This is a genomic window from Microbacterium paludicola, from assembly GCF_015235415.1.
Lineage (GTDB): Bacteria > Actinomycetota > Actinomycetes > Actinomycetales > Microbacteriaceae > Microbacterium > Microbacterium paludicola.
In genome coordinates this window covers 22875-46366 of the sequence record NZ_JADGLL010000023.1, presented here as the reverse complement: position 1 = coordinate 46366, position 23492 = coordinate 22875, and the positions used below count along the sequence as shown (strand labels likewise).

At 70.9% G+C, this 23492-nt stretch carries 23 protein-coding genes and 1 pseudogene; 21 read left to right on the top strand and 3 right to left on the bottom strand.

Going from position 1 to position 23492, the window contains the following annotated elements:
- Positions 1–302 precede the first annotated feature (302 nt).
- From IR155_RS10265 to IR155_RS16345, 13 genes and pseudogenes are all read left to right on the top strand, one after another.
- Entirely contained in the window at positions 303–3044 is a 2742-nt protein-coding gene (locus tag IR155_RS10265) for an FtsK/SpoIIIE family DNA translocase (protein WP_135114737.1), read from the top strand.
- Between the two features lie 4 nt (positions 3045–3048).
- Positions 3049–3624 carry a CDP-diacylglycerol--glycerol-3-phosphate 3-phosphatidyltransferase gene (pgsA, locus tag IR155_RS10260; protein WP_135114736.1) on the top strand — a complete coding sequence of 192 codons (576 nt, stop codon included), beginning with the start codon at positions 3049–3051 and terminating at the stop codon, positions 3622–3624.
- Positions 3621–4112 (top strand): CinA family protein, encoded by a 492-nt coding sequence (locus tag IR155_RS10255; protein ID WP_194210324.1) that lies wholly within the window; start codon positions 3621–3623, stop codon positions 4110–4112. Before pgsA ends, IR155_RS10255 begins: the two co-directional genes overlap by 4 nt.
- A gap of 147 nt (positions 4113–4259) precedes the next feature.
- Positions 4260–4568, top strand: coding sequence for a helix-turn-helix domain-containing protein (locus IR155_RS10250; protein ID WP_135114734.1), 309 nt, complete (start codon positions 4260–4262; stop codon positions 4566–4568).
- Entirely contained in the window at positions 4565–4783 is a 219-nt protein-coding gene (locus tag IR155_RS10245) for a DUF3046 domain-containing protein (protein ID WP_135114733.1), read from the top strand. Before IR155_RS10250 ends, IR155_RS10245 begins: the two co-directional genes overlap by 4 nt.
- A 252-nt stretch (positions 4784–5035) precedes the next feature.
- A complete protein-coding gene (recA, locus tag IR155_RS10240; protein ID WP_135114732.1) occupies positions 5036–6091 on the top strand; it encodes a recombinase RecA in 1056 nt (351 codons plus the stop codon).
- 33 nt (positions 6092–6124) lie between these two features.
- Entirely contained in the window at positions 6125–6886 is a 762-nt protein-coding gene (locus IR155_RS10235) for a regulatory protein RecX (protein WP_135114731.1), read from the top strand.
- Between the two features lie 60 nt (positions 6887–6946).
- On the top strand, positions 6947–8491 hold the full coding sequence (gene miaB / locus IR155_RS10230; RefSeq protein ID WP_135114730.1) for a tRNA (N6-isopentenyl adenosine(37)-C2)-methylthiotransferase MiaB: 1545 nt from the start codon (positions 6947–6949) through the stop codon (positions 8489–8491).
- Positions 8492–8513: 22 nt separating this feature from the next.
- The gene (gene miaA, locus IR155_RS10225; protein ID WP_233441175.1) at positions 8514–9443 is read left to right on the top strand and encodes a tRNA (adenosine(37)-N6)-dimethylallyltransferase MiaA; all 930 of its coding nucleotides are present in this window, start codon (positions 8514–8516) and stop codon (positions 9441–9443) included.
- Positions 9444–9491: 48 nt separating this feature from the next.
- Positions 9492–9914 (top strand): GNAT family acetyltransferase, encoded by a 423-nt coding sequence (locus IR155_RS10220; RefSeq protein WP_135114728.1) that lies wholly within the window; start codon positions 9492–9494, stop codon positions 9912–9914.
- Between the two features lie 29 nt (positions 9915–9943).
- Positions 9944–10822: a diaminopimelate epimerase gene (dapF, locus tag IR155_RS10215; RefSeq protein WP_135114727.1), complete on the top strand. Its 879-nt coding sequence runs from the start codon at positions 9944–9946 to the stop codon at positions 10820–10822.
- Positions 10823–10825: 3 nt separating this feature from the next.
- Positions 10826–11401: a molybdenum cofactor guanylyltransferase gene (gene mobA, locus IR155_RS10210; RefSeq protein ID WP_135114726.1), complete on the top strand. Its 576-nt coding sequence runs from the start codon at positions 10826–10828 to the stop codon at positions 11399–11401.
- A 67-nt stretch (positions 11402–11468) separates the two neighbouring features.
- Positions 11469–12834 (top strand): annotated as a pseudogene (locus IR155_RS16345) (APC family permease).
- Between the two features lie 19 nt (positions 12835–12853).
- Here the strand turns inward: IR155_RS16345 and IR155_RS10200 are convergent.
- Positions 12854–13498: a class I SAM-dependent methyltransferase gene (locus IR155_RS10200; protein WP_135114725.1), complete on the bottom strand. Its 645-nt coding sequence runs from the start codon at positions 13496–13498 to the stop codon at positions 12854–12856.
- Positions 13499–13657: 159 nt separating this feature from the next.
- Here IR155_RS10200 and hflX point away from each other — a divergent pair, with 159 nt between their 5' ends.
- Together hflX and IR155_RS10190 are read left to right on the top strand one after the other, a co-directional pair.
- The gene (gene hflX / locus IR155_RS10195; RefSeq protein ID WP_135114724.1) at positions 13658–15214 is read left to right on the top strand and encodes a GTPase HflX; all 1557 of its coding nucleotides are present in this window, start codon (positions 13658–13660) and stop codon (positions 15212–15214) included.
- On the top strand, positions 15211–15810 hold the full coding sequence (locus IR155_RS10190) for a GNAT family N-acetyltransferase (protein WP_135114723.1): 600 nt from the start codon (positions 15211–15213) through the stop codon (positions 15808–15810). Before hflX ends, IR155_RS10190 begins: the two co-directional genes overlap by 4 nt.
- Positions 15811–15972: 162 nt before the next feature.
- Here IR155_RS10190 and IR155_RS10185 read toward each other — a convergent pair whose 3' ends face one another.
- Both IR155_RS10185 and lexA read right to left on the bottom strand, forming a co-directional pair.
- Entirely contained in the window at positions 15973–17934 is a 1962-nt protein-coding gene (locus IR155_RS10185) for an alpha/beta hydrolase family protein (RefSeq protein WP_135114722.1), read from the bottom strand.
- 53 nt (positions 17935–17987) lie between these two features.
- Positions 17988–18695, bottom strand: a complete 708-nt coding sequence (gene lexA, locus IR155_RS10180) for a transcriptional repressor LexA (RefSeq protein WP_135114721.1) — start codon at positions 18693–18695, stop codon at positions 17988–17990.
- Between the two features lie 255 nt (positions 18696–18950).
- Here lexA and IR155_RS10175 point away from each other — a divergent pair, with 255 nt between their 5' ends.
- The 6 genes from IR155_RS10175 (at position 18951) to IR155_RS10150 (ending at position 23389) form a co-directional block, all read left to right on the top strand.
- The gene (locus IR155_RS10175) at positions 18951–19352 is read left to right on the top strand and encodes a LysM peptidoglycan-binding domain-containing protein (RefSeq protein ID WP_135114720.1); all 402 of its coding nucleotides are present in this window, start codon (positions 18951–18953) and stop codon (positions 19350–19352) included.
- Between the two features lie 36 nt (positions 19353–19388).
- Positions 19389–20480, top strand: coding sequence for a histidinol-phosphate transaminase (locus IR155_RS10170; RefSeq protein ID WP_194210323.1), 1092 nt, complete (start codon positions 19389–19391; stop codon positions 20478–20480).
- Between the two features lie 52 nt (positions 20481–20532).
- Positions 20533–21138, top strand: coding sequence for an imidazoleglycerol-phosphate dehydratase HisB (gene hisB, locus IR155_RS10165; RefSeq protein WP_135114718.1), 606 nt, complete (start codon positions 20533–20535; stop codon positions 21136–21138).
- Positions 21135–21821 (top strand): imidazole glycerol phosphate synthase subunit HisH, encoded by a 687-nt coding sequence (gene hisH / locus IR155_RS10160; protein WP_135114717.1) that lies wholly within the window; start codon positions 21135–21137, stop codon positions 21819–21821. The genes hisB and hisH overlap by 4 nt, the downstream gene beginning before the upstream one ends.
- A gap of 73 nt (positions 21822–21894) precedes the next feature.
- Complete coding sequence (gene priA, locus IR155_RS10155; protein WP_135114716.1) at positions 21895–22641, top strand: bifunctional 1-(5-phosphoribosyl)-5-((5-phosphoribosylamino)methylideneamino)imidazole-4-carboxamide isomerase/phosphoribosylanthranilate isomerase PriA; 747 nt, start codon at positions 21895–21897, stop codon at positions 22639–22641.
- On the top strand, positions 22625–23389 hold the full coding sequence (locus IR155_RS10150; RefSeq protein WP_135114715.1) for an SseB family protein: 765 nt from the start codon (positions 22625–22627) through the stop codon (positions 23387–23389). The genes priA and IR155_RS10150 overlap by 17 nt, the downstream gene beginning before the upstream one ends.
- The last annotated feature ends 103 nt before the right edge of the window (positions 23390–23492 follow it).

Here is a 23492-nt window from a genome sequence, read left to right as displayed (position 1 = left end):
GGTCATGTCCGCCTGGCCGGCCACATGGAGGACACCCCGCCCGGGCCGACGGATCAGCCGGTAGACATCGCGTCAGTCGCTGGCAGGGTCAGACCCGAGCGGGGCGTTATCAGTATCAACGTCGCTGACGCTCCATCCGGGGCGCGCTGGTGGGCCGCTCCGCGACACGCTCGCTTTGCTCGCAGGTGGGCAGTGCCGGCCCCGGCCTGACGGATGTGGCGCGCCGGCCTTCAGGGCCCCGATCCGCGGCAGTTCCGGCGTCGCTCCCGCGGGATGTCGGTGGTCCGACGTACCGTGGAGGCATGCCACGCACGCCCGCCGCGTCCAAGAACCAGGCCGCGAGCAAGAGTCGGGCGGCCTCGAAGCCCGAGGCCGCCAGCGGCTCGCGCGCGCGCAAGAAGCCGGAGCCGGCCGCCAAGCCGTACTTCGAGGCGACTGACCGGCCGCCGCTCGCCGTGCGCGCGTGGAACGGTCTCGGCCACGCGGTCGGCGGCATCTTCCGGGCCTTCGGTCCCGAGGCGCTCGAGAAGGACGACCGGCGCGACGGCTTCCCGCTGCTGCTGGTGATGCTCGCGATCGCCGGCGCGGTCACCGAGTGGTTCTTCATCGGCAACGAGGTCGCCACCAACATCAGCGCCTACACGTTCGGCTTCCTCATCGGCCGGACGGCGTTCGTCTTCCCGGTGGCGCTCCTGCTGCTCGCCGGCTGGCTGTTCCGCCATCCCTCGTCGGTGCACGACAACGGCCGCATCGGCATCGGGTTCGGCCTCCTGGCGATCACGGTCGCCGGCTTCTGCCATATCGCGGGCGGGCGCCCCCAGCCGTCCGTCGGCCCGCAGGCCCTCAGCGAGGCGGGCGGTCTGTTCGGCTGGATGGTGGGCGAGCCCACCGCGATGCTGCTGAGCGAGATCGGCGCGTACGTGCTGCTCTCGCTCGTCGCGGCGCTCAGCGTCCTGATCATCACCAAGACGCCGCCCAACCGCATCGGGCGTCGCCTCGGCGAGCTGTACGCCTGGATGTTCGGGGCCGAGCGTCCCGACGAGGCGGCGAAGAACGAGACCGCGCCGACGGAGGTGCTCGACCCGTCCGCCGACGACGAGCACGTGCCGTGGTGGCGGCGCAACAAGTCGGGCCGCGAAGAGGACCCGGATGTCGTCGACTCGCCCCAGGACCTGACCGAGCTGCTGTCGGAGCAGTCGGACGGCGGCTACGACAAGGCGATCGTCGTCGCAGAGCCGGATGAGGATCCGCGCGACTCGGCAACACAGGTGCTGAGCTCCATCAGCGGCGTCACGGGCGCGCTCGCCGAGCGCGGCTCCACGGGCCTCGTCGGCGACGGCGACGACTCGGACACCGGCGAGCTCCCCGGCATGCTGGGCTTCGGTACCGACGGTCCCGGTGCCCGGGGTCCGCAGCCTCCGGTGGCCCCGTACGTGCTTCCCTCGCCTGCCTCGCTCTCCGCGGGCCCTCCCTCGGTGGCGCGCAGCGAGGCGAACGACCGCGTGGTCGCGCAGCTCACGCGCGTGCTCGAGGAGTTCAAGGTCGACGCGAAGGTCACCGGCTTCTCGCGCGGTCCGACGGTCACGCAGTACGAGATCGAGCTCGCCCCGGGCGTGCGCGTCGAGCGCATCACGCAGCTGCAGAGCAACATCTCCTACGCCGTGGCGTCCAACGACGTCCGGATCCTCGCGCCCATCCCGGGCAAGAGCGCGATCGGCATCGAGATCCCGAACACCGATCGCGAGACGGTTGCGCTCGGCGACGTGCTGCGTTCGACGGCGGCACAGAAGTCGGCGCATCCGCTGACGGTCGGCGTCGGCAAGGACGTCGGCGGCGGCTTCGTCGTGGCGAACCTCGCGAAGATGCCCCACCTTCTGGTCGCGGGCTCCACCGGATCGGGTAAGTCGAGCTTCATCAACTCGATGATCACGAGCATCCTGATGCGCGCGAAGCCGAGCGAGGTCCGGATGGTGCTCGTCGACCCGAAGCGCGTGGAGCTCACGAACTACGCGGGCGTCCCGCACCTGATCACGCCCATCATCACGAACCCCAAGAAGGCGGCCGAGGCGCTGCAGTGGGTCGTGAAGGAGATGGACATGCGGTACGACGACCTCGCGTCGTTCGGCTTCCGTCACGTCGACGACTTCAACGCCGCCCTGGCGAAGGGCGAGGTCGAGCTTCCCGCCGGCAGCGAGCGCGTGCTCAAGCCGTACCCGTACCTGCTCGTTGTGGTCGACGAGCTCGCCGACCTCATGATGGTGGCGCCGCGCGACGTCGAGGACTCGATCGTCCGGATCACCCAGCTCGCGCGAGCGGCGGGCATCCATCTCGTGCTCGCGACGCAGCGCCCGTCGGTCAACGTCGTCACCGGCCTGATCAAGGCGAACGTCCCGTCGCGTCTCGCCTTCGCGGTGACGAGTGTCACCGACAGCCGCGTCATCCTCGACGAGGGCGGCGCCGACAAGCTGATCGGCCAGGGCGACGCGCTCTTCTCGCCCATGGGCTCGTCCAAGGCGCTGCGCGTCCAGGGCGCGTGGGTCACCGAGGAGGAGATCGACCGGGTCGTCAAGCACGTCACCGGCCAGGCTCGGCCCGAGTACCGCTCGGATGTCGCCGAGGCGATCGAGGCCAAGAAGAAGGAGATCGACGAGGACATCGGCGACGACCTCGAGGTGCTCCTCGCGGCCGCCGAGCTCGTCGTGACCAGTCAGTTCGGCTCCACGTCTATGCTGCAGCGCAAGCTGCGCGTCGGCTTCGCCAAGGCCGGCCGGCTCATGGACCTCCTCGAATCGCGCGAGATCGTCGGCCCCTCCGAGGGATCCAAGGCGCGCGACGTGCTCGTCACGCCCGAGCAGCTGCCCGAGGTCCTCGCCCGCATCAAGGGGGAGGAGCCGCCGGCACGCGCGACCGCAGCCCCGGCCGAGGCCGCTGGCGGGGATGACGATCGCTACGGCGACGACCCGATCGAGGCGCAGTTCCGTGGGCGCCCGGTCGAGGACGACGAGGGCGACGAAGACGCCTGGCAGCTGACCGGGCGGGACTGACACCATGGCGATTCCCCGGCAGCTGCCGAACGCGATCACGATCGCCCGCATCCCGCTCGCGATCGTGTTCTTCATCCTGCTGCTGCTCGGCGGCATGCTCGGGTCGGCGGATCTCGCCCTGCGCTGGGCCGCCGCGATCATCTTCGTCGTGGGCATCTCCACCGACTGGGTGGACGGCTACCTCGCGCGCCGCTACGACATCGTCAGCGACTTCGGCAAGCTGTGGGATCCGATCGCCGACAAGCTGCTCACGGGAGCGGGGTTCGTCGGTCTCGCGATCCTCGGCGAGGCGCAGTGGTGGATGGTCGTGATCATCCTGATCCGCGAGTGGGGGATCACGATCCACCGCCTGATGATCGCGAACGAGCACGTCGTCGCCGCGGCCTGGATGGGCAAGGTCAAGACCGTCGTGCAGGGCGTCACCCTGTCGTGGGCGCTTCTGCCGTTCTGGCTGCTGATCGGCGAGCAGGCGTTCACGCTCGTGACGCTCGTGCTGATGTGGGCAGTCGTGCTGCTGACTGTCGCGAGCGGCATCGACTACGTCGCGGCACAGCTGCGCGGCGCTCGTCGGGCGCGGTGACCGAGCCGTCGACCGCCGCCGGGCTTCTGGCGCGGCTGCGTCTGCGCGGGTGGTCCGTGGCGGTGGCCGAGTCGCTCACCGGCGGTCTCGTGGTGTCGTCGCTCGTGGGCGTCCCGGGGGCATCCGCGAGCCTGCGCGGGGGAGTTGTCGCCTACGACACCGCGATCAAACAGTCGGTGCTCGGCGTGGACGCCGCGCTGCTCGGACAGCACGGCCCGGTGCATCCCGAGGTGGCGCGGCAGATGGCCGAGGGGGTGCGCCGCGCGCTGTCGGTGGCCGGCCGATCCGCCGACGTGGGCATCGCGACAACCGGCATCGCCGGGCCCGAGTCTCCGGACGGCCAGCCCGTCGGAACCGTGCACGTCGGCATCGCGACCCCGGACCGGTCGAGCGTGGCGTCGTTCCTGTTCGATGGCGACCGCGCCCGGATCCGGGAAGCAGCGTGCGAGGCCGCGCTCAGGGCCGCGCTGGACGCGATTTCTGAGTGATCCGGGAGTGATCCGGGACGAGAAGTGTTTCGATGCGAGGAAACATGGCCGATTCTCACCCTGCGCATATCCGAGCGGGATTAAATTGACTCCATCGGTGTTGTACTCTGGTGCACCCGTTGGGAACGCAGTGAGGAGGGGGCCGCAATGATCCTGGTTCGTCAAGAGATCGGCGATGTTCTGCGCGACATGCGTCAGCAGAAGGGCCAGACCCTCCGTCAAGTCGCCAGCAGGGCGAGCGTCGCGCTCGGTTACCTCAGCGAGGTGGAGCGCGGCCAGAAGGAGGCGTCGAGCGAGATCCTGGCATCGGTGGCGGAAGCCCTCGATGTGCCGATCTCGTCGATCATGCGAGAGGTGGGCGACCGCATCGCCGTCCTGGAGGGCGTCCAGCCCTTCCCCGACGTCGTGCCCGACGACCTCGTCGCCGAGGTCGGCCCCGAGCTGTCGCTGCGTTGAGACGGAGCGAGTTCCTTCGCGCGGTCGACGACGAGTTCGGCGCGCGCGCGGTGACGCTGATGAGCGATCTCGTGCTGCCCGGCATCGGGCTGACTCCGCAGGATGCGCTCGACACCGGTGTGCCGCCGCGCGAGATCTGGCTCGAGCTGTGCGCCGAGACCGACGTGCCCCCTGGCCGGCGCTACGGCGTCGGACGCCTCGAGCCACGTCGCTGAATCGCTTCGAATCCCGCTCGCGCCGCACCGGCGTGTCATCGAAGATGCGTTCGATCTCGGCGTAGTGTCGTCCACAGGTGGCGAATGCCGCTCATCTGCTCCCGTCAGGGGAGTCGCCGCATCCGATGTCGGTGGCCCTCCCTAGCGTGACAGGTGGCACATCAGCCACGCGCCTTGTCGCAGACCCCGGCACTTCCGCCATGGCCGCGACAGCCTACAGGCGACGGATACACGAGTGAGAAGGAGCAGGTCATGGCATCAGCAGCCGATCGCGAGAAGGCCCTCGACGCGGCCCTCGCCCAGATCGACAAGCAGTTCGGCAAGGGCTCGGTCATGCGACTGGGCAGCGACGAGCGCGCGCCCGTCGAGGTCATCCCCACCGGTTCGATCGCGCTGGACGTCGCCCTCGGCGTCGGCGGCCTGCCCCGCGGGCGCATCATCGAGATCTACGGCCCCGAGTCGTCGGGTAAGACGACTCTGACGCTCCACGCGATCGCCAACGTGCAGCGTGCCGGCGGCATCGCGGCATTCGTCGATGCCGAGCACGCTCTCGACCCCGAGTACGCGAAGAAGCTCGGCGTCGACATCGACCAGCTTCTCGTGTCGCAGCCCGACACCGGTGAGCAGGCCCTCGAGATCGCCGACATGCTGATCCGCTCGGGCGCGATCGACCTCGTCGTCATCGACTCCGTGGCGGCGCTCGTTCCCCGCGCCGAGATCGAGGGCGAGATGGGTGACTCGCACGTCGGTCTCCAGGCCCGCCTCATGTCGCAGGCGCTGCGAAAGATCACCGGTGGTCTGAACCAGACCAAGACCAGCGCGATCTTCATCAACCAGCTGCGCGAGAAGATCGGTGTGTTCTTCGGCTCTCCTGAGACCACCGCCGGTGGCAAGGCGCTGAAGTTCTACGCGTCGGTCCGCCTCGACATCCGTCGCATCGAGACGCTGAAGGACGGCGCCGAGGCGGTCGGCAACCGCACCCGCGTCAAGGTCGTCAAGAACAAGATGGCCCCGCCCTTCAAGCAGGCCGAGTTCGACATCCTGTACGGCACGGGCATCTCGCGCGAGGGCAGCCTGATCGACTTCGGTGTCGACCACGGCATCGTGAAGAAGTCCGGCTCCTGGTACACGTACGACGGCGACCAGCTCGGTCAGGGCAAGGAGAACGCCCGCAACTTCCTCATCACCAACGCCGACATCGCTCTCGACATCGAGAACAAGATCAAGGAGAAGCTCGGCATCGGCCAGCGTCCGACGCCCGCGGCGGAGGCCCCGGCCGAGGCCGTCACGGCGCGCCGCACCGCGTGATGGCGCGCCAGAGCTCGATGACCGGGGTGAGCGATGTCGACTGACGGGGGCGAGGACGAGCGCCTCGCCCCCGTCATCCCGCTCTTCGGCGGCGCGGCGACGCAGGGCGCCTCAGAGCGCTCCGACGCCGCGCCGGCCGAGGACGACGCCGAGGTGCAGGACTGGCACACCACCTGGCGCGATCTCGGATCGCGACCGGATGATCGTCGCCCCACCGCGGTGAAGCCTCTGCAGGTGACGCCGTCGCCGGACGGTCCGCGCTTCGTCGAGCTTCCCGAGGACGACGGCGACGAGACCGATGCCGACGAACTGCGGGAGCAGGCCGAGGCCCGTCTGGTCAAGGCGCTGCGCCGACGCTCGCTGTCCGTGTCCGAGGCGCGCGCCCAGCTCCGGGAGAGCGAGCTCGACGCTGCGGTGATCGACGAGATGGTCGATCGCCTCGTGCGCCTCGGCGCCCTCGACGACGACGCGCTCGCGGATCAGCTCGTCTACGCGGGCGTGGAGCGCAAGAATCAGGGCCGTCGCGCGATCGCCCAGGCGCTGTCGGCGCGCGGCATCGATCGGGAGGCGATCGAGCGCGCCCTCGCCGAGCTTCCGGACGACGACTTCGAGCGCGCGCTCGAGTACGCGCGCGGCAAGGCGACATCCCTGCTGCGCTACGACGACCAGACGGCCCTGCGCCGCCTCAGCGGCCAGCTCGCCCGGCGCGGGTACGGCGGCGGGCTCGCGATGTCGGCCGCACGTGCGGCTCTCGACGAGGCCCGTCGACCGCGCTCGGGCGTCCGGTTCGACTGATTCGGCGGCGATCCGCCGCTCGGGGCCCCCACGGGAACCGAAACGTAGAATGAGCACGCCATGACTACGCCATCCAGCGCCCCCACCCTCATCGAGCCGTCGCCCGCCGCGTTCACCGCCGACGGCCGCCCGCGCTCGTACGAGGTGCGCACCTTCGGCTGCCAGATGAACGTCCACGACTCCGAGCGTCTGTCGGGCTCGCTCGAGAGCGCGGGCTACGTCCGCGCCGAGGCGGGCACCGACGCCGACGTCGTCATCATCAACACGTGCGCGGTGCGCGACAACGCCGCCGGCAAGCTCTACGGCACGCTCGGTCACCTCAAGTCCCGCAAGGACAAGCACGAGGACATGCAGATCGCCGTCGGCGGCTGCCTCGCCCAGATGGACAAGGAGGCCGTGCAGACGAAGGCCCCGTGGGTCGATGTCGTCTTCGGCACGCACAACATGGGTTCGCTCCCGAGCCTCCTCGAGCGCGCCCGCCACAACGGCGAGGCCGAACTCGAGATCCTCGAGTCGCTCGAGACGTTCCCGTCGACGCTTCCGACAAAGCGCGACTCCGTCTACAGCGGCTGGGTGTCGATCTCCGTCGGCTGCAACAACACCTGCACGTTCTGCATCGTCCCGAGCCTGCGCGGCAAGGAGAAGGACCGCCGGCCCGGTGACATCCTGAACGAGCTGCGCCTGCTCGTCGACGACGGCGCGATCGAGGTCACGCTGCTCGGACAGAACGTCAACTCGTACGGCGTCGAGTTCGGCGACCGTCAGGCGTTCGGCAAGCTGCTGCGCGCCGCAGGCGAGATCGACGGCCTCGAGCGCATCCGCTTCACCAGCCCGCACCCCGCCGCCTTCACCGACGACGTCATCGACGCGATGGCCGAGACGCCCGCCGTCATGCCTCAGCTGCACATGCCGCTGCAGTCGGGCAGCGACCGGATCCTGCGCGAGATGCGCCGCTCGTACCGCAGCGCGAAGTTCCTCGGCATCCTCGATCGGGTGCGCGAGCGCATCCCGCACGCCGCGATCTCCACCGACATCATCGTCGGCTTCCCCGGCGAGACCGACGAGGACTTCGAGGACACGCTGCGCGTGGTGGAGCAGGCCCGCTTCGCGAGCGCCTTCACGTTCCAGTACTCGATCCGCGAGGGAACGCCCGCCGCGACGATGCCGAACCAGGTGCCGAAGGAGGTCGTCCAGGAGCGCTACGAGCGGCTGGTCGCCCTGCAGCAGCGCATCACCCTCGAGGAGAACCAGAAGCAGCTCGGTCGCTCGCTCGAGGTCCTGGTGTCCACCGGCGAGGGCAAGAAGGACGCCGCGACCCACCGCCTGACCGGTCGCGCCGAGGACAACCGTCTCGTCCACTTCGAGGTGCCGGAAGGATCGCCGATCCCGCGCCCCGGCGACGTGGTCACCGTCACGGTCACTCACGCCGCGCCGTCGCACCTGCTCGCCGACTCGGCCGATGGCGCGCCCCTGCGCATCCGCCGCACCCGGGCCGGCGACGCGTGGGATCGCTCCCAGGCCGAGTCCTGCGCCGTGCCCACCCCCGGTGCCGCGGCCGGTGGTGCGGTGAAGCTCGGCCTGCCGACGCTCCGCGTGAGCGTGTGATGTGTCGCCCTCGGCGACCACGGTGAGCGAACGAGACGAGACGACGCCCGCGCTGTTCGCGATCGTCGGCGCCACCGGCACGGGCAAGAGCGACCTCTCGCTCGATCTCGCCGACGCGCTCGCGTCCCGCGGAACCGCCGCCGAGGTCGTGAACGCCGACGCCATGCAGCTGTACTGCGGCATGGACATCGGCACGGCGAAAGTCCCCGTCGGTGAGCGGCGAGGCATCTCTCACCACCTCTTCGACGTGCTCGATGTGACCGAGGACGCGGCCGTCGCCCGCTATCAGCAGGACGCACGGGCGGCGATCGAGGACATCCACGCCCGCGGACGGCACGCGATCCTCGTCGGCGGATCCGGGCTGTACGTGTCGAGCGTGCTGTTCGACTTCCGCTTCCCGCCCCGCGACGAAGCGCTGCGCGCCGAGCTGGAAGCCGAGCTCGCGGACCACGGCGCCGCCGCGCTGTACGCCCGGCTCGAGCGGGAGGACCCGGCCACCGCGGCCCGCGTCGATCCGCAGAACGGCCGGCGGATCGTCCGTGCCCTCGAGATCCTCGCCCTGGGCCAGGCGACCCACGGCGCCGCGCTGCCCGACGAGCCGGTGTGGTGGCGCCCCGCGACCGTGATCGGCCTGCGGATGGAGCGTCCCGCGCTCATCGAGCGCCTTGACCGCCGCGTCGAGCGCATGTGGCACGAGGGGATGCTCGACGAGACGGCCCGCCTTCGCGAACAGGGGCTGGAGCGGGGAAAGACGGCCTCCCGGGCCATCGGGTACGCGCAGGCACTGGCGCAGCTGAAGGGCGAGCTGACCCAAGCCGAGGCGATCGCCGAGACGCAGGCCCTCACCCGCCGCTACGCACGGCGCCAGGTGTCCTGGTTCAAGCGCTACGCGGACGTCTCCTGGTTCGAAGCCGGCACGGCGGATCCCGCGGCTCTCGCGGCGCGCGCCTGAGCAGGCCGGGATGTCGGCGGTAGCCGAAGCGGCTGGCAGACTCGATCAGTGACCGTCTCCATCCGAACGTACGAGCCCGCCGACGAGACGCAGGTCATCGCACTGTGGCAGGACGCGGGCCTGACCCGACCGTGGAACGACCCGCACAAAGACATCGCGCGGGCGCGCGCCGTCTGGCCCGACCTCCTGCTCGTCGCCGAGGAGCACCAAGAGGTCGTCGGCTCCGTCATGGCCGGCTACGACGGCCACCGCGGCTGGCTCTACTACCTCGCGACCGCCGGACACCGGCGCGGCGAGGGGATCGGACGCGCGCTCGTGGCGGAGGCGGAGGCCCTCCTCGAGGCTCTGGGCTGTCCGAAGGTGATGCTCATGGTGCGCGCCGACAACGACGCGGTGCTCGAGTACTACGACGCCCTCGGATATCAGCGGGAGACGACGCGGGTGACCGGGCGCCGGTTGATCCCCGACTGACGGGCGTCTTCCCCGAATAGACTGGCGGGATGACCGAGATCGCCTTCACCAAGGGACAGGGCACGGGGAACGACTTCGTGATCGTCGCCGATCCCGAGGGCGAGCTCGACCTCACCGACGAGCAGATCGCGGCACTGTGCGACCGCCGGTTCGGAATCGGCGCCGACGGGCTCCTGCGGGTCGTGCGATCCGCGCGCCTGCCGGAGGGCGCGGCATCCCTCGGTGAGGAGCCCGACGCCGAGTGGTTCATGGACTACCGCAACGCCGACGGCTCCAAGGCTGAGATGTGCGGCAACGGCATCCGCGTCTTCGTCCACTACCTGCTCGAGTCGGGCCTCGCAGAGCTCCCGGCAGGGTCCACCCTGCCGATCGGCACGCGCGCGGGCGTCCGCGACGTCATGCGCAGCGAGACCGGCTACCAGGTCGACCTCGGCCGCTGGCGCGCCGAGCCCGGCGACCCGCTCGTGACGGCCCGCGGCCTCAGCGTCCCCCGGCCCGGTCTCGGCATCGACGTCGGCAATCCGCACGTCGTCGTCGCCCTCGCCTCCGAGGACGAGCTGGACGGCCTCGAGTTGTCCGCGAAGCCCCACGTCGATCCCGTTCCGCCGCACGGGGCGAACGTCGAGTTCGTGGTGCCGCACGAGCCGCTCGTGAAGGACGGGGTGGGGCGCGTGCGCATGCGCGTGTTCGAGCGCGGCGTGGGAGAGACCCTGAGCTGCGGCACCGGGGTGGCCGCGACGGCGCTCGCGGTGCGCGACTGGGCGGGGCGGGGCGCCCCGGACCACTGGCGCGTCGAGGTGCCCGGCGGTGTCCTGGGGGTGCGGATGTTCCCCGCCGAGGATGGCGAGCACGTCGCGCTGTCCGGACCGGCCGTGCTCGTGTACTCCGGCACCGTCTCGCTGGCCTGAGTCGTGAGCGGCCCGCTGCGCGCCATCGTGCTCGCGGGAGGGCGCTCGTCGCGCATGGCGGGACGGCACAAGCCCGCCATCCCGGTCGGCGGCGTGCCCATCGTGGCGCGGGGGATCGCTGCGCTCCGGCTCATCGGCGCGGAGCCGCTCGTCGTGGGCGAGGCCGACGGCGTGCCGGCGGGGACCCCTGTGATCCGCGAGGATCCGCCGTTCTCGGGCCCGCTCGCGGCCGTCGCCGCGGGACTGCGGGCGCTGGAGGCGCGCGCGGGCGGCGTCATCCTGCTCCTCGGCGGGGACATGCCCTTCGTCTCGCCAGCGACCCTGCGCAGGCTCGCCGAGAGCGCGAGCGCTGCGCGTCCGGCGCTTGCGGTCGACCCCGACGGACGCGCCCAGCCCCTCTGCGCGGCATGGGACGAAGCCGCGCTCCGTGAGCGCCTCGCGACGATCGGCGACCCCGTGAACCGCCCGCTGCGTCTCCTGCTGGGCGAGTCGCTCGCGCCGGTGCACATCCCCGTACTCGCGCCCGAACTGCTCGACGTCGACACTCCGGATGATCTGCGCGAGGCCGAGGACCTCTGACTACAGCGTCGGTCCGCGGCGGCGCAAGCGCCTTGCAATCCGCGGGCGGACCGACTGAAGCGAAGCGATGAGCAACGCCACCGCCATCCGGCCGGTCGACGATCACTCGAGCCTGCGGCGCGCCATCGGCACGCCCCTGCTGTTCGCGTTCATCGTGGGGGACACCCTCGGGGCCGGCATCTACACGCTCGTCGGCACGATGGCGACGGACGTCGGCGGCGTCATCTGGCTGCCGTTGCTCATCGCCCTGGTCGTGGCGCTGCTGACCGCGGGCACCTACGCCGAGCTCATCACGAAGTACCCGCACGCGGGTGGCGCCGCGCGATACGCGGACAAGGCGTTCGGCAAGCCGTTCCTGTCGTTCATCGTCGGCTTCCTCATGATGGCGTCCGGGGTCACGACCGCGGCGGCGCTCGCGAACGCGTTCGCCGGCGACTACTTCTCGGCGCTGTTCGATGTGCCCGCCGTGCCCGTCGCGATCGGCTTCATCCTCATCCTGACGCTCATCAACCTGCGCGGCGTGAAGGAGTCGATGACCACCAACTTCGTCGCCTCGATGATCGAGGTCAGCGGCCTCGTGATCGTCATCGTCATCGCGGCCATGGTGTTCGGCAGCGGCGGCGGGGAACCCGCGCGCATCTTCGAGTTCGCTCCCGACGTGCCCCCGTTGCAGGGCGCGTTCTCGGCATCCATCGTCGCGTTCTTCTCGTTCCTCGGCTTCGAGGCGGCCGCGAACATGGCCGAGGAGGTCAAGGACCCGTCGATGTCGTACCCCCGTGCGCTGTTCGGCGCGATCAGCACGGCGGCCGTCGTCTACCTGCTCATCGCCATCGGAGCCGTCATCGTCGTCGAGCCGACGATCCTGGCCGAGTCGACGGGGGCCGCTGCTCGAGGTCGTCACCGCCAGCGGCTTCGCCCTGCCGTCGTGGCTGTTCAGCCTGATCGCCCTTGTCGCAATCGCCAACGGGGCGCTGCTGTTCATGGTGATGGCGAGCCGCGCGGCCTACGGCCTTGCCGAGGCGGGTCTGCTGCCGCACGCGTTCGGCCGTGTCCTGCCGAAGCGCCGCACCCCGTGGGTGTCGATCGTCGTCGTGTCCGGCGCCACCATGCTGCTCAGCATCGTCGGCGACATCGGGATGCTCGCGGAGACGACGGTGCTCCTGCTGCTTCTCGTGTTCCTCACGGCGAATGTCAGCGTGCTCGTCCTCAAGAAGGACGGCGTCGAGCACAAGCACTTCTCGGTGCCGCGGATCGTCCCGATCCTGGCGATCATCGCCTCGATCGTGCTGCTCACGCAGCAGACCGGCGCGGTGTGGCTCGGCACGGCCGGCTACATCGTCGTCGGCACGATCCTGTTCTTCATCGCGCGCGCGGGACGCAAGCGCGGCGACCAGAAGATCGCGGAGCAGTCGGGCACGACCGACACGGTGTGATTGTGCGCGCCGTGGAGGCTCAGAACCCCGGGATCGCGAGCGGTTCCGTGGGCGGCGAGCCGTGGCGGCGGACCTTCAGCACGCGGTAGCCCTTGCCCGTCGCTGTGCGGTAGACGCTGAAGCCATCGGCGAACGTCGTGCCCAGCCACCGCTGGAGCGAGTCGGAGCCGAGGTCGCGCTTGACGACGAGGTACGCGTCGCTGCGCTCGGCGAGGCGCGGGATCCACGTCTCCATGAGCTCGTGGAGCACCGACTTCCCGACGCGGATCGGCGGGTTCGACCGGATCGTGCGGAACGTCAGGCTCTCGGGAACATCGTCGGGCAGCACCGCGTTGACATTGGAGAGGCCGAGGGACTCGGCGTTGCGGCGCACGAGGTCGAGGGCGCGCTCGTTCACGTCGACGGCCCAGACACGGGCGTGCGGAGACATCATGGCCATGCTCAGCGCGATCGGACCCCAGCCGCAGCCGAGGTCGAGGAAATCGCCGCCGGAGGGCGGTTCGGGTGTGTTCGCGAGCAGGACCGATGTGCCGACGTCGAGGCGCTCGGGGCTGAACACCCCGGCGGCCGTCGTGAGCTCCACGGTGCGTCCGACCAGGGGCACTCGGATGCGGCGGTGGTTCTCGGGACTGGTGGGACTCGCGGAGAAGTAGTGGTCCACCATAGGGGGCCAGCGTACCGGAGCAGGCCGCCCGACGGCGAGGGGAGGACGCCCCTCGTCAGGCTCCGATCGGGCCCCGTAGCCGCAGAACCCCCGGAAGAATAAGCTGAAGAGCTCGATGCACGCGGATCACCGCGCAACGCATCGGAACGAAAGGCATGGATGACTGACACCACCACACCCGATCCCGCCGCGAACAGCGTCGAAGACGACCTGGAGCGCGAGGCGGGAGCACCCGATCTGGTGGACCGCGTGCTGTCGCGCGCAGAGTCCCGCACCGGAGCACGGGTGTTCGGGGCCGCTCAGGCGCTGCAGGACAGGACGACCACGGGCGACGGATCCGCGGACGGCGACCAGTGGGACCGCGAGGAGCGTGCGGCCCTCCGCCGCGTCGGCGGGCTGTCGACCGAGCTCGAGGACGTCACCGAGGTCGAATACCGGCAGCTGCGGCTCGAGAACGTCGTGCTCGTCGGCGTGTACTCGCAGGGCTCGCAGACCGACGCGGAGAACTCGCTGCGCGAGCTCGCCGCGCTCGCCGAGACCGCCGGCGCGGTCGTGCTCGACGGCGTGCTGCAGCGTCGTCCGCACCCCGACCCCGCGACGTACATCGGCCGCGGCAAGGCGGCCGAGCTGAAGGACATCGTCGCCGCCGTCGGCGCCGACACCGTGATCGCCGACACCGAGCTCGCGCCCAGCCAGCGACGCGCGCTCGAGGACGTCGTCAAGGTGAAGGTCATCGACCGGACGACCGTGATCCTCGACATCTTCAGCCAGCACGCGAAGAGCCGCGAGGGCAAGGCGCAGGTCGAGCTGGCGCAGCTCGAGTACCTGCTGCCGCGTCTGCGTGGTTGGGGTGAGTCGATGAGCCGCCAGGCCGGTGGCCAGGTCGGCGCGGGCGGCGCGGGAATGGGCTCGCGCGGTCCCGGTGAGACGAAGATCGAGCTCGACCGTCGCCGCATCCGCACGAAGATGGCCCAGCTGCGTCGTCAGATCCGCGACTTCGCGCCGGCGCGGGAGGCCAAGCGCGGTGAGCGCAAGCGCAACACGATCCCCTCGGTCGCGATCGCCGGCTACACGAACGCGGGCAAGTCGAGCCTGCTGAACCGCCTGACGAGCGCGGGAGTGCTCGTCGAGAACGCGCTGTTCGCGACCCTGGACGCCACCGTGCGCCGCTCGGAGACGTCTGATGGGCGCGTGTACACGCTCGCCGACACGGTCGGCTTCGTGCGCAACCTGCCGCACCAGCTCGTCGAGGCGTTCCGCTCGACGCTGGAGGAGGTCGCCGACGCGGATGTCATCCTGCACGTCGTCGACGCGCATCATCCGGATCCGGCCGGTCAGATCCAGACGGTCCGCGACGTGATGGGCGATGTCGGCGCACGCGACATCCACGAGATCGTCGTGTTCAACAAGGCCGACCTGGTCGACGAGGACACGAAGATGGTGCTGCGCGGCCTCGAGCCGAAGGCGGTGTTCGTGTCCTCTCGCACCGGCGAGGGGATCGACGAGCTGCGCACGGTGATCGAGGCGGCCCTGCCGCTGCCCGACATCGAGCTGCGCGCCCTCGTGCCGTACGAGCGCGGCGATCTGATCTCGGCGATCCACGAGCAGGGGCACCTGCTCGAGCGCTCGCACGAGGAGGGCGGCACGCTGGTGCACGCGCATGTCTCGGAGCGCCTGGCCGCGGCGCTCGAGCCGTACCGCGTGGCCGGACGATGAGGATCAGGCAGTATCAGCCGGCCGATCGAGACGCGGTCGCCGAGATCTGCCTGCGCACCGCCGACAACGGATCGGGTGCCACCGGGGTCTTCGAGGACGACACGCTGTGGGCCGAGGTGTTCGCGCTTCCGTACCTGACGCGGCATCCCGACCTCGCGTTCGTCGTCGAGGCCGAGGACGGCAGGGTCGTGGGCTACGTGATCGGCACGGACGACACGGACCGGTTCGAGGAGTGGTTCCGCGACGAGTGGTGGCCGCGCGTCGCTGCGCGTCATCCGCAGCCCGAGGTCGAGCGCACGCGTCAGGACGGCACGCTCATCTACGCGTACGGGCGTCGCCCGGGCGCCGAGCCGTACGCCGGCCTCGGCTACCCGGCGCACCTGCACATCGACCTGCTGCCCGAGGCGCAGGGTCGGGGTCTCGGGCGCCGCCTGATCGAGACGCTCTTGGACGAGCTGCGCCGTCGCGGTGTGCCGGGGCTTCACCTCGTCGCCTCCGACAAGAACACCGGGGCGCTGGCGTTCTACGACCGCCTCGGCCTCACGCGCCTGGAGTCCCACCCGGGCGTGCAGGCCTTCGGCGTCCAGCTCGGCTGAGCGGATGATCGTCGGCGGCTGACCGCCGCGGTGGCCGCATCCAGGCTCAGCGAGCCTGCGGCAGGCTCACCCGCACCGGCAGGCGACTCCCGCCCCATCCGGCCTGTATCCGGGCGCTCCGGTCGCCAGAGCGCGCGCTGGTCAGAGCCGGGCTCGCGTGTTTCAGTCGAGCTCGATCGGCGGGATGCCGGGCGTCTCGAAGCCGAGGAGGCGGCCGAGGAAGGCGAGCTCGGTCTCGAAGGCGCGCTCGAGGGTGGCGGCCTGGCGGAAGCCGTGCGACTCGCCCTCGAACAGTACGTACTTGTGCGGCACGCCGTTGGCCGCGAGCGCGTCGCGCAGCGCCTCCGACTGCGACGGGGGCACGACCGGGTCGTCGGCGCCCTGCAGGATGAGCAGCGGCGTCCGGAGCGTCTCCGGGCGCGACAGCGGCGAGCGGCTGACGTAGAGCGGCTCGGCCTGGGGGAGCGGCCCCACCAGCCCGTCGAGGTAACGCGCCTCGAAGTCGTGGGTGTCCTCCGCGAGGCGGCGGAGGTCGGCGACGCCGTAGCGGCTGATGCCCGCGGCGAACACGTCCGTGTCGGCGACCGCGCACAGCACCGTCCATCCGCCCGCCGAGCCGCCCTTGATGGCGATCCGCGCCGGATCCGCGAGTCCGGCTCCGGCGAGGCCGCGCGCGGCCGCAGCGGTGTCCGCCACGTCGGCGATGCCCCAGCGTCCCCGCAGCCGCTCGCGGTACGCGCGACCGTACCCGGTGGAACCGCCGTAGTTGACGTCGAGCACGCCGATGCCGCGGCTCGTGAAGTACGCCACGGCGAGCGACAGCTCACCGGATGAGTGCGCGGTGGGGCCGCCGTGGACGAGCACCAGGTACGGCGGCAGCTCACCCGACGGAGCCTCGACGTCCGGATTCGTCGGCGAGTACGCGAAGGCGTGCACGTCGCCGTCGGGGCCCTCGAACGTGAGCGCCCGCGACGGAGGCAGCCAGCCCGGATCGAGCGCCGCGACGCCCCCGCGGATCGCCTCGAGCGTGCGTGCATCCACGTCGAGCAGCCACAGACCGCCCGGCACCTGGGTTCCCGCACCTGTCAGAAGCACCTTCTCGCCGCGGGCGTCGCGCATCAGGATGCCGCTCGATAATGGGGTCTCGAGCGTTTCCACGCCGCCGCGGGTCGGATCGAGCAGGATGAGCCCGTCGGTGCCGTGCGTGTGCACCGCGACGACCCGGCCATCGTCGAGCGGCGCATACCAGCGTGCGCCGAGGTTCCACAGCGGGCCGCCCGTGTCGGCGTCGACGGGGTAGAGCGGCTCGGGGCCGGTCGCCACCAGCCCGTCGAAGCGCACCCAGCGCAGGTTCCAGCGCCCACCGCCCGGCCCGTCGCCTGCCGGATCCGCGCTGAACATCAGCTCGTGATCGCCGGTCCACTCCGGCTGCAGCGCGGCGACCGGACCCTCGGGCGTGCGGCCGCCCGCCACCACGACGTGCTCGACGACCGTGCCGTCGGAGCCCAGGCGCCCGACGCGGAGCTCCGCCGCGTCCCAGGGCATGTCGGGGTGATCCCACGCGATCCAGGCGAGTCGGTCGCCGCGCGGAGCGGGGTAGGCGAGGAAGTCGGATCCGGCGACGACGCTCAGGATCGCGGACGCATCGTCGGACGCCGAGCCGTCGAGCGGGATCACCACGATGTCGCGCGAGGGCACAGGGTCTTCGCCCCGCGTCTCACGCACGGCCCAGAGTCGGCCGTCGACGTACGTCAGGTCGCCGAACGCCATGCCCAGGTCGCCGGGAGTCAGCGGTACCGGGTCGCCGCCGACGGCCATCCGGTGCACGCGCTGGTCGGAGCCCTCGACGAACAGCAGGTCGCCCTCGTCCGTGGTCGTCCAGGCGCCGCCGCCGTACTCGTGGACACGCGACCGCGCGCTCCACGGTGCCGGTAGCACGACATCGGGATCGTCGTCGCCCTGCCGTACAACGGCGGTGCGGCCCTTCTCAGCCGGGATCGTCTCGCTCCACCAGATCTCCCCATCGAGCCCGACGAAGCGCGCGCCGTCGAGGCGCGGCGACCCTCCGGCGATGTCGGACGCCGAGATGGGCGACGGCCAGGATCCATGGGGGAGCGTGGGCATGGCTCCACGCTATCGGGAGGCTCCGACGTGCTGCCGGGCCCCCTCAGTGAGGATCAGACCGCGCGCATCACCGCGACGATCTTGCCGAGCACGACGGCCTCGTCGCCGAGGATCGGCTCGAACGCCGAGTTTCGCGGCAGCAGCCAGGTGTGGCCGTCGCGCTGGCGGAACACCTTGACGGTCGCCTCGCCGTCGAGCATCGCCGCCACGATGTCGCCGTTCTCGGCCGTGTTCTGGACGCGCACGACAACCCAGTCGCCGTCGCAGATGGCGGCGTCGATCATCGACTCCCCGCTGACCTTCAGCATGAACAGCTCGCCCTTGCCGACGAGCTGGCGGGGCAGCGGGAAGATCTCCTCGACCTGCTGGTCGGCGGTGATCGGCACACCCGCGGCGATGCGGCCCACGAGCGGGACCATCGCGGCGTCGCCGACCGAGGGCACGCCGGCGTCGAGGTTCTCGCCCGACTGGCCCGGCAGGTCGATCAGCACCTCCATCGCGCGCGTCTTACCGGGGTCACGTCGGAGGTAGCCGCTGAGCTCGAGCTGACCGAGCTGGTGGGTCACGCTCGACAGCGACTTCAGGCCGACGGCGTCGCCGATCTCGCGCATCGTGGGCGGGTAGCCCTTCGACTGGATGGAGCGCTGGATGACCTCGAGGATGGCCAGCTGCTTCTCGCTGAGGCTCTTGCGCCGGCGCGTGCGGCGCTTCTCGTCGCTCTCGGCGATCGACTCCGTGGCGGGCGTCGTGACGGCGCTCATCTGACCGGCTCCTTCTCCTCCGACGTGAATGTCGGTGGCCCGTGGTGGGGTGTGTCTCGTCATCGAAACCGTATCCGAACGGCGCCGTGATTCGGAAGATCTGTTCGAGCGTGTCGCGGATCGGATCGGATCGGTTTTCGAAGAACAGATTGACACATTCGAAGATTCGAAGATAGATTCGGAACAGAGCTTCGCATCCGGCCCTCCCGGCCGAGGTGCCGGATGCGAAGCCTCTCCGAACACGAAGGAGCACCGATGAGCACGGTCAGCATCACCGCATTCGAGGTCCCGGCCCGCACGCGAGTGAGCGGCACCGCCCGCACCGCGGCGCCGGCCACGCGCCTGCGTCTGACGCGTCGTGGACGCCGTGTGCTCGCCGCGATGGCGGCGACGCCGATCGCGATCGCCCTGGGGCTCGCGATCGTCTCCGGCGGCAGTGCGCTCGCCTCGCGCGAGGACGGCGCTCCCGCCGGCACGTTCGACACGGTGACCGTGCTGCCCGGCGAGTCGCTCTGGGCGATCGCCGAGGAGGTCGCGCCGAACTCCGACCCGCGCGACGTCGTCGACGCCATCATCAGCCTCAACCAGCTCTCGTCGTCGGCCGTCATGGCCGGCGAGCGCCTGTCGATCCCCGCCGAGTACTCGAGCGCTGGCTGACCGCACGCGGGAGCGGGTGTCGCACTCGCCCCTAGCATGGAGGGCGTGACGGTCTCTCTCGACGACTTGCCGATCCGCGCCGATCTGCGCGGCCAGAAGCCCTACGGGGCGCCCCAGGCGCCGCTTCCGGTGGCCCTCAACGTCAACGAGAACACGCATCCCGTGCCGGAGGACGTCGCGAACGACATCTCCGACGCCATCGCCCAGGCCCTGCGGGATGTGAACCGCTACCCCGACCGCGAGTTCACCGAGCTGCGCGAGTCCTTCGCCCAGTACCTCGGGCACGGGGTCGACTCGTCGCAGATCTGGGCGGGCAACGGCTCGAACGAGGTGCTGCAGCACGTGCTGCAGGCGTTCGCCGGTCCCGGTCGCACCGCGTTCGGCTTCGAGCCGACGTACTCGATGTACCGGCTGCTGTCGCGGGGCGTCGGGGCCGAGTGGCTCGCCGGCACGCGGGGTCACGACTACCGGATCGACCCGGAGGACGCCGCCCGCCAGGTGGCCGACGCCCACCCCGACGTCGTCTTCCTGTGCGCGCCGAACAACCCCACGGGCACGCCGCTCTCACTCGACGTCGTGGAGGCCGTGTACGACGCCACGGACGGCATCGTGGTCGTCGATGAGGCCTACCAGGAGTTCGCACCGAAGGACTCTCCGTCCGCCCTTACGCTGCTCGGCGGACGTCCGCGCCTCGCGGTCTCGCGCACAATGAGCAAGGCGTTCGCGTTCGCGGGCGCACGGGTGGGATACCTGGCGGCCGACCCGGCGCTGATCGACGCACTGCGTCTTGTGCGCCTGCCGTACCACCTCAGCGCCCTCACCCAGGCGGCCGCGACCGCCGCGCTGCGTCACGCCGACACGATGCTCGCGATGGTCGACGAGATCATCCTGCAGCGCGACCGGATGGGCGCGACGCTGGAGGCCCTCGGCTATCAGGCCCACGAGTCGTGGACGAACTTCATCCTGTTCGGCGGCGTCGCCGACCCCGCGGCCACGTGGCAGGCGCTCTACGAGCGCGGCGTGCTGATCCGCGACATCGGCATCCCCGGTCACCTGCGGGCGACCGCGGGCACCGAGGAGGAGACGACCGCGTTCCTCGAGGCTCTGTCCGAGGTCGGAGGGCGCTGAGGGGATCCTCGGTGCCGGACGGCCGTGGCCGCCTCACGACTAGGATCGAGGCATGACAACTGCCCGCATCGCGCGCCGCACCCGCTCCACCAGCGAGTCGACGGTGGAGCTTGAGCTGAACCTCGACGGCACGGGAAAGAGCTCGATCTCGACGAGCGTCCCGTTCTTCGACCACATGCTCACGGCGTTCGCGAAGCACTCGCTCACGGATCTGACCGTGACGGCGACCGGCGACACCCACATCGACGCCCACCACACGGTCGAGGACATCTCGATCGTGCTCGGGCATGCCATCCGTGAGGCGCTGGGCGACAAGTCGGGCATCTCGCGCTACGGCGACGCGCTCGTGCCACTGGACGAGGCACTCGCGCAGGCGGTCGTCGACATCTCGGGGCGCCCGTACCTGGTGCACGAGGGCGAGCCCGCGGGCTTCGAGCAGCACCTCATCGGCGGGCACTTCACCGGGTCGCTTGTGCGCCACACGTTCGAGGCGCTGGCGTTCAACGCCGGGCTGACGGTGCACGTCCGCGTGCTCTCGGGCCGCGACCCGCACCACATCGCCGAGGCCGAGTACAAGGCGTTCGCGCGGGCTTTCCGGCAGGCGAAGGCGCTTGACCCGCTCGTCGACGGCGTGCCATCCACCAAGGGAGCGCTGTGACCGACGCCGAGACGCAGGATGTCGTCGGGACCGGCGAGCGCCGTCCCGTCATCGCGGTGCTCGACTACGGATCCGGCAACATCCACTCCGCCGTCAAGGCGCTGCAGGCGGCGGGCGGGGATGTCCGCCTCACACGCGATCGCGGGCTGATCCAGGATGCCGATGGCCTCCTCGTGCCTGGCGTCGGCGCGTTCAAGGCGGTCATGGAGCAGCTCCGGACCGTGCGCGGCCCCGAGCTGATCGAGCGGCGCCTGGCGGGCGGCCTGCCGGTGCTCGGCATCTGCGTCGGCATGCAGGTGATGTTCGAGCGCGGCGTCGAGCGCGGCGTCGAGACCGAGGGCCTCGGCGAGTGGCCGGGCGTCGTCGAGGAGCTCAAGGCGCCGGTCGTGCCGCACATGGGCTGGAACACGGTCGAGCCCGGCGAGGGCTCGCGCCTGTTCCGCGGCCTCGAGGGAGAGCGCTTCTATTTCGTCCACTCCTTCGCCGCCCAGGACTGGACGCTCGAGGCGCACGGGCCCTTCGCGAAGCCGGTCGTCACCTGGGCCCAGCACGGCGGGCGCTTCCTCGCCGCCGTCGAGAACGGCCCGCTGTCGGCCACCCAGTTCCACCCCGAGAAGTCGGGCGAAGCGGGCATCCGGTTGCTGCGGAATTGGATCCAGAGCCTGCCCGGGGCTACCCTCTGAGATCGTGCCCGCGACGGGAGATCCCCGGCGCGCACCGTCCTCACCCGGGGCGGTCGAACCCACACCAGGAGCTATGAACGATTTCGCGTCCACGCCCGGACTGATCCTGCTTCCCGCCGTCGACGTCCAGGGCGGCAAGGCGGTGCGCCTCACGCAGGGCGCGGCCGGCACCGAGACCGATTACGGCGACCCGATCGAGGCCGCGGAGAACTGGGCCAAGCAGGGCGCGGAGTGGATCCACCTCGTCGACCTCGACGCGGCGTTCGGCCGCGGCAGCAACGCCGGCATCCTGCGCAAGGTCATCAAGCACATGCGCGGCATCAACGTCGAGCTGTCGGGCGGCATCCGCGACGACGCGTCGCTCGAGGCCGCCCTCGACAGCGGCGCGCAGCGCATCAACCTCGGCACGGCGGCCCTCGAGAACCCCGAGTGGACGGCATCGGTGATCGGCCGTTACGGCGAGTCCATCGCGGTCGGCCTCGACGTCCGCGGCACGACGCTCGCGGCCCGGGGCTGGACCCAGGAGGGCGGCGACCTCTGGGAGGTGCTCGAGCGCCTCGAGGAGGCCGGCTGCAGCCGGTACGTCGTGACCGACGTCACCAAGGACGGCACCCTCCGCGGCCCGAACCTCGACCTCCTTCGCGAGATCACCTCGCGCACCACGAAGCCGGTCGTCGCCTCGGGCGGCGTCTCGAGCCTCGACGACATCGCCGCGCTGCGTCGCCTCGTGCCGAACGGCGTCGAGGGCGCGATCGTCGGCAAGGCCCTCTACGCGGGTGCATTCACGCTCGCCGAGGCACTGGATGTCGCAGCCGACTGACGGCGATTCCGCGGGCGTCCCCTGGGAGGGGCGCCACTTCGAGTCGAACCCGCATTCGGGGGACGACGGATCGGCGGATCCCGCGCTGCTCGCGGCGCTCACGGCGTTCCGCGAGGGAACGGGCGACCAGGTCGCGGTGATCGACGCGCTGCGTCATGCGCGCGTGCTGATCCCGCTCGTCGCGGAGAAGGGCGACGAGGGCGCCGGTCCTCACGGCCTCGTCGTGGACAAGACCCAGGAGCTGTCGATCGTCACGGTCGCCGCGCCGGATGGCCGCAAGGTGCTGCCGGTGTTCAGCTCGGTCGGGGCGCTCGCCCGGTGGGACGCGAAGGCGCGGCCGATTCCCGTCGAGGCCGTGCGCGCCGCCCTTGCCGCGTCGGCCGAGCAGACCGATCTGATGGTGCTGGACCCGACCTCCGACACCGAGTTCGTGGTGCGCCGGCCGGCCGTGTGGGCGATCGCCCAGGGCGAGCCGTGGAGCCCGAGCTTCGCAGACCCGGATGTGTTCCTCGGCCTGCAGCAGAGCATCGCGGGCGAACTCGCCGTGCTCGATCTGACGGTCGAGCAGGGCGACCCGACCGCGCGCCTGCGCGGGCCGGAGCTCGTTGTGCGCCTCACCCTCATGTCGGGTCTTGACCGCAGCGAGCTGGATGCCGTGCTGGCGCGTCTCGCGCGGCGCTGGTCGGCGGATGACCGCGTCGCCACTCTCGTCGACAGCCTCTCCGTCAAGCTCACCGCCGCCGACTAAGACCGCCGCCGCGAAGCGGCGTCGGGCCCCTGGCGGTGACACGGATCAGGTGTCAGCGGAGGCGGAGGGGATTCCCGTGCCGCAGTAGGGGGTGAGCGAGGAA